This is a genomic window from Streptomyces sp. TRM68367 (assembly GCF_014495685.1).
In the GTDB taxonomy this organism is placed as follows: domain Bacteria; phylum Actinomycetota; class Actinomycetes; order Streptomycetales; family Streptomycetaceae; genus Streptomyces.
Window position 1 is genome coordinate 1 of sequence record NZ_JACTVI010000203.1, and the last position, 5,010, is coordinate 5,010.

Below are 5,010 nucleotides of genomic sequence, written 5' to 3' on the forward strand. Positions count from 1 at the left end.
TGAGCCGTGCCGCTATGCCTGAACGCGCTGACCAGCAACTTCACCACGCAGCACCTGCCAGGAGACCGATTTGCTGCGGAACCCGGGTCTGTGAGCAGGGGGTCAATCACCCGGAGGCACGTCGTGAAGACGGTCTGGACCTCAGCGACGTTGTGGATGCCGAGATGTGCAACACCGTTGCGTGCGACGGCGACCGGCAGGAAGGTCTTAGCGTCGATGGGCAGCTGTTTCCGCAGGAGCCCATGCACTCGCGCGTGCGCCTCGACGACGCCGATGGTCTTTGCTCGGCTGAGGTCTATGGAGGCAAGGGTGCCGTGACCTGTCGCATGAAGCAGTGAGTTGAAGTCCTTGCCTTCGACGATCAACGCCGGGTGCAGGTTCGCGAGGTATGCCTTGAGGAGGTGCTCTGCAGCGACCCCGGCGTGATGGACCGCGAAGTCGTATGACTCCGGTCCCTGGGAGAAGGCAGCCAGTGCCCCAGACATCCACCGTTGCGACGAGATCTTGAGCTGTTCGGGTTGCATGTGCTGGACCCTAGGCCGGTTTGGCCATGAGGAGGGTCGGCTTTTTTGACCTCAGCCCCGTGGGTGCGGCCGTTCCTGAAGCTCTGCCGCGTATCGGGCCCAGTGGCCGCCTTCCTGGGTCCAGGCGGTGGCGGTCTCGGGGCTGATGCCCAGGAGCTCGGTGAGGATCGCCGCCGGCAGCTGGGTGGAAAGGCTCATCAGCGCGGAGGTCCGGCCCGGACGTGAGTAGATGCCCAGGCGCTTCAATCGTTTCCCGAGGTGATGGCTGCTGAGGGGCTGGCCGGCGAGGGCGCCGGGGAAGAGCCAGGGCGAGTCTGCCGTCGTGCCGATCGTGGTGTGGCCCCGTCGCCGAGCGACGAGCCGCCGGGCGAGCTTGTCCACGGGATCAGGCAGCAGCAGGGGAGTGTCGCCCAGCATCAGCGACGTCTGCGACCCTTCGACGATCACCGCCGTGACCGGCAGCTGCGAGACCACAGTGAGGGGCTGGGCATAGAGCAGGACGAGGAGCCCGGCGAATCGGTCCTCGATGGCGAGGTCGTCGTCGTGCATCAGGCGACGGCTGACCGCCCAGCGCTCGTCCTCGTCCGTCGGCCGGACATGGCTCAGCTTCTCGCGGGCCGGGATCTCCAGGCCCTTGCCGACGTGCCGGTTCTTGCGGCACCACTCGCAGTGGTGCAGGAGGCGGTCACTTGTACGCCGACACTTGCAGCACCTACGTCGCACACATGCCCACGACGCAAAACCTCAGGTCAGCACACCAAACACGCCGAGTGCGTTCGGAAAACTTCAAGAGGCCGATCTGCGGGAGACCAAAGCCGGAAAGATTGTCGTCAAACCGGGCTGTGACATGAAGTCGCCGCACGAACTTCGGTCCGATCCTGTCGAGGCCGAGGCGCTGAAGGTTCGACTCGACGATCTGCACCGGGCGAAGATCCGGCTCGCTGATGAGGTGCTCGTTGTGAATGTGCGCCTGAGTTCCCCATCGCCCCGCTCCCCGCGGGCGGTGCCCCCGTTCCTGCGGAGTGCGTCGACGGCCCTCTGTCACCCTCAAGGGTGAACAGCGAGGAAGTCTCAGAATTCATGAGCTTCTATCCAGCATCCTGAGATTCCGCTGGGTATGGCGAAGTTGAGGGGGCGGGATGTCGCTCGCTGTCGTGGCACCAATCCGATCTCGACCGCTGTTGGAGTCGCCGCAGGACATAGCGGACTTCGAGCAGGACCTGCTGTCTGAGTTCGTGCTCGCCCGGGCTGCGGCCGGGATCGCCGACGAAACGATCTCCGGCGATGTGGATGCGCTGATGGAGGTACGCAGCTGGTGCGGCCGCCCGCTCTGGGAGCTGATCCCGACTGCCCTCGACCGGTTCTTCGGCGAGGACCAGCGACGGCTGGCCACGCTGACGAAGGTCCGCAAGGCGCAGGCCCTGGCGACGTACTTCGAGTTCCTGGAGGTGCGGCATCAGGCCGATATCTACGCGGCGACTGGCGTGCTGGTGCAGTGCCCGGTCGATGAGATCAACCGCCCACGAGGCAAGACCAACATGCGGGTGCGGATCCCGCCGCCGGCCAGCGGGTCGCCTCCCGGTTCACCGGATAGCCGAGAACAGGAGCCGTCATGAAATGGAACCTTCGGCTGGCCGCCGCGCAGCGTGACATCTGGAAGTCCTCGCAGCTGCAGGCGATGCTCGCCGACGCAGGCCTGGTGATCAGCGCTGGGAAGATGTCCAACCTGTGGGCCGGGCAGCCGGTCACGATCCGCCTGGACGACCTCGACGTCATCTGCGAGGTGCTCGGCTGCGAGCCCAACGACCTTTTGGTCCCGGAGCCGGAGAAGGCCCGCGCCCAGCGAACAGCGACCGCACCGGGCCATGCGGCGGTCACCGGCGAGCGCCCCACGATCGAGCGCCGGGCCGGCCGGACGGAGCCGCCGCTGTGAACCTGCAGCCGCGGCCGTGCACGCAGTGCGGCGAGAAGGTCGCGGAGTACGGCCGACGGCGCTGCTTCAGCTGCCTGCATCCCAGTCTTCCTCCGCCCGTCTGTAAAACGTGCGGCAGCGACAACCACTACGCCGGCGGCTACTGCCGCCGCTGCCACCCGCGCGTTGTGTCCGCGGACAGCTGCAGCGACTGCTTCGCCTGGGGCATCTGGCGTCGTAGGGGTCTGTGCGCGGCCTGCAACTCCTTCCGCAACCGCGGTCATCAGCCCGGCAGGTGCCAAACCTGCGGCCGCACCCTCCCGCTCAAGAAGGGCGTGTGCCGGCTGTGCCACTGCCAGGCCCGCGCCATACCGCGCACCTGGCAACGTCCCGACCTCACCACCGCGGCCACCACAGGGCAGCAGCTGTTCCTCGCCGACCAGATCCGCCGCGTCCATCTCGCCGCACGCCGTCCCCGATCACGAACCTCCCCCGCCACTGTTCGGCACCAGCCCAGAGCCCTTTGCTGGACGGTTCCACGATGGCGACAAGACCGGCTGTTCGAGGCCGCGCGGGACATGTCCCGCGTCACTGTGCCCGACGTGGCGCCGCTTGACCCCGCCTTCACCGACTACGTCGCCGCGCAGGCCGACAACCACGCCGACGCCCAGGGCTGGTCACCAGGTCTACGCGAGCGCGTGCAACAGAGCCTGTACCTGCTCACCGCCGTTCACGGCCCGCACGAGACGATCAAGGCCAGCACCGTCGCCACGCTGCCACGCCAGCAAAGCCGACGCGCCGTCCTCCGGGTTACCGAAGTCCTCGCCACCCTCGAACTCCTCAACGACGACCGTCCCGATCCCCTCGACCAGTGGATCCACCGTCGGCTAAGCCACGTGCACCCGGAGATCGGTGAAGAAGCCCTGGTGTGGATCAACATCGTGCGACACGGCGGGCCACGCCGCCGCCCCCGCTCACCCGCCACCGTCCGCGCCGCGTCCCCCCGCGACCACGCCACCGACGACGCCCCCACCCCCGACGCCGACAGCGCCATAGCGTGGCCGCCCCTGCACCTGCCACTGCCCCTGGACAGCGTCCTGAACTGATCGACTACACCGCCGAGGAGATCCGCCGCCTGCTCCACCAGACCATCTGGCACGTCCAGCACCACCCGGCCGTGATCGCCGCCCAGTCCCTATGGCGCCGAACCCACCAAGCCGTCGCCCGACGAATCCACTACGAACAACGCCGACGCCGAGCTCTCAAACCCCTCCTGTAGTACCAGCGACTCCGTGAGGACCGGATTCTCGAAGAGGCCGCCGTCACCGGCGCCGACCCGCAACACCTGTGCGTGATGTTCAACATCACCCCGGAGACCGGTCTACTACATCCGCTTCTTCCAACCCGACCCGGCGGACAGCGACGACGCGTCCCCCAGCCACTTGGAGACATCGTGACCGACATTCCCAGTGGGAGCACGCCGTGAGCCGCGTGATCGTGCATCTCATCCGGCACCGCCTCGGAACCCAGGGGTGTTCATAAGCAGTTCTTTGGGCTCCACTGCACCGAGTTGTTTTGGTCCGGTGACATCCACTCAGACGGACAACTGACAACCCACAAACACCGTCAGAGCCATCCTTACGAAAACCATTGGTGCCCGGCTTGCTCCGCTGATGGACTGACGTCCTACCGTGAGTCTGCCGCGTGACGGAGGTAGTGGTTGTGACAGGCTATGACGTGCTTGCCGAGGTGTACGAATGGCTCATCTCGGATGCAAAGTTGCCTCCAGCCGAGTTCGCTGCGTCGTTCGACGACGTCCTCAATCTCCTGCCGTCGAACGCTCACGTCCTCGACTGTTCGTGCGGAACCGGACAGTTGGCGGTTGGCCTCGCCGGTCGTGGCATACAGGTTGTCGCAACTGACGCCAGCGAGGCGATGGTTCGTCGGACTGCAGAGTTGTCTGAGGAGTTCGGGGCATCCGTCCGGGCCGTACGGGCGAACTGGGAAGAGTTGCCCGACCATTTCCAGGACAACACGTTCGACATGGTGTTCTGCGTTGGCAACTCGCTTCACCATGCCACGGGCGCGACAGGCAGGGGTGCTGCTCTGGAGTCGATGTCACGGCTTCTGCGCCCCGGCGGGCGCTTGGTACTCACATCCCGCACTTGGGAACTCGTGAGGGCCAGAGGTTCCCGGCTGGAGATCAGTGACCGACTCGTCCGCCGGAACGGTCGCGATGCCGTCGTGGTCTACCGCTGGGAGATTGCACCGCATTGGGAGGAGGAGCACCACATCGAGATTGCGATCGCGCAAGTTGATGCGACCGGGTTGGTTCTTGTCCGCTCGGAACTGCTGTCCTGCTGGCCCTACCGGTACGAGGAACTCGAAGTCGAGCTGCACCGGGTCGGACTCCAAACGGAACTGAGCACGTTCGATCTTGAGGCCGAGAACTACATGGTGGTCGCGAGCAAGGTATAAACACCGGACTCAGGGCCTGTCGATGAATTAGTGGGTTTCTTGCGGTAGTTGGGCTCGTTGATGCGGTATGGGTCGCTTCGATGAGTTGATCGGTTC

6 protein-coding genes and 1 pseudogene are annotated in these 5,010 nt (G+C 65.7%); 5 read left to right on the forward strand and 2 right to left on the reverse strand.

The features are described from left to right. Positions 1–524: pseudogene (locus tag H8R17_RS44400) on the reverse strand (hypothetical protein); the annotation flags it as partial. A 51-nt stretch (positions 525–575) separates the two neighbouring features. Continuing rightward, positions 576–1,247, reverse strand: coding sequence for a hypothetical protein (locus tag H8R17_RS44405; RefSeq protein ID WP_187828836.1), 672 nt, complete (start codon positions 1,245–1,247; stop codon positions 576–578). Between H8R17_RS44405 and H8R17_RS49690 the strand changes: the two genes are divergently transcribed. The 5 genes from H8R17_RS49690 (at position 1,228) to H8R17_RS44425 (ending at position 4,914) form a co-directional block, all read left to right on the forward strand. Further along, complete coding sequence (locus H8R17_RS49690) at positions 1,228–1,581, forward strand: hypothetical protein (RefSeq protein ID WP_399478115.1); 354 nt, start codon at positions 1,228–1,230, stop codon at positions 1,579–1,581. The two genes, H8R17_RS44405 and H8R17_RS49690, sit on opposite strands and share 20 nt — an antisense overlap. Positions 1,582–1,663: 82 nt before the next feature. Further along, positions 1,664–2,140: a hypothetical protein gene (locus H8R17_RS44410; protein ID WP_187828837.1), complete on the forward strand. Its 477-nt coding sequence runs from the start codon at positions 1,664–1,666 to the stop codon at positions 2,138–2,140. Next, positions 2,137–2,457 carry a helix-turn-helix transcriptional regulator gene (locus H8R17_RS44415; RefSeq protein ID WP_187828838.1) on the forward strand — a complete coding sequence of 107 codons (321 nt, stop codon included), beginning with the start codon at positions 2,137–2,139 and terminating at the stop codon, positions 2,455–2,457. The genes H8R17_RS44410 and H8R17_RS44415 overlap by 4 nt, the downstream gene beginning before the upstream one ends. Before the next feature lie 167 nt (positions 2,458–2,624). Continuing rightward, complete coding sequence (locus tag H8R17_RS46090; RefSeq protein ID WP_223126164.1) at positions 2,625–3,542, forward strand: hypothetical protein; 918 nt, start codon at positions 2,625–2,627, stop codon at positions 3,540–3,542. A gap of 616 nt (positions 3,543–4,158) precedes the next feature. Then, a complete protein-coding gene (locus H8R17_RS44425) occupies positions 4,159–4,914 on the forward strand; it encodes a class I SAM-dependent methyltransferase (RefSeq protein WP_187828840.1) in 756 nt (251 codons plus the stop codon). Positions 4,915–5,010: the final 96 nt, after the last annotated feature.

What these genes read in the sequence shown, in the direction of transcription:
- H8R17_RS44415 (WP_187828838.1), top strand. Translation starts at nt 2,137, where the DNA reads ATGAAATGGAACCTTCGGCTGGCCGCCGCGCAGCGTGACATCTGGAAG.
- H8R17_RS44410 (WP_187828837.1), top strand. Translation starts at nt 1,664, where the DNA reads ATGTCGCTCGCTGTCGTGGCACCAATCCGATCTCGACCGCTGTTGGAG.